We start from the raw sequence: 277 nt of genomic DNA, 5'->3' as shown, positions 1-277 counted from the left end.
CCCGAGCATCGAGTTCGCGCCGCCGCCATGAAGGTTCAGGTCGGCATACGCGACACGGCGGCGCTTCTCGCCGGCGAGGCAGCGCGCGAGACTCACCGCGACCGTCGTCGCGCCGACGCCGCCGCGCGCGCCGACGAAACTGACGATCTTGCCGGTACGCGCGTGCACGATCGATTCCGTCGCGGTCAGCGCGCGCCGCATCAGCTCGACGGTCAGCGGCTTCACGATGTAGTCCTGCACGCCGATGCCGAGCAGGTTGCGGAACAGCCCGACGTCG

At 70.4% G+C, this 277-nt stretch carries 1 pseudogene; it reads right to left on the bottom strand.

The window, feature by feature from the left end:
* Positions 1–277, bottom strand: a pseudogene (locus SB751_RS30010) (fimbrial protein); the annotation flags it as partial.

It is taken from the genome of Cupriavidus sp. SIMBA_020, assembly GCF_046535395.1.
In the GTDB taxonomy this organism is placed as follows: Bacteria; Pseudomonadota; Gammaproteobacteria; order Burkholderiales; family Burkholderiaceae; genus Cupriavidus; species Cupriavidus campinensis.
This window is presented reverse-complemented; position numbering and strand designations above follow the sequence as displayed.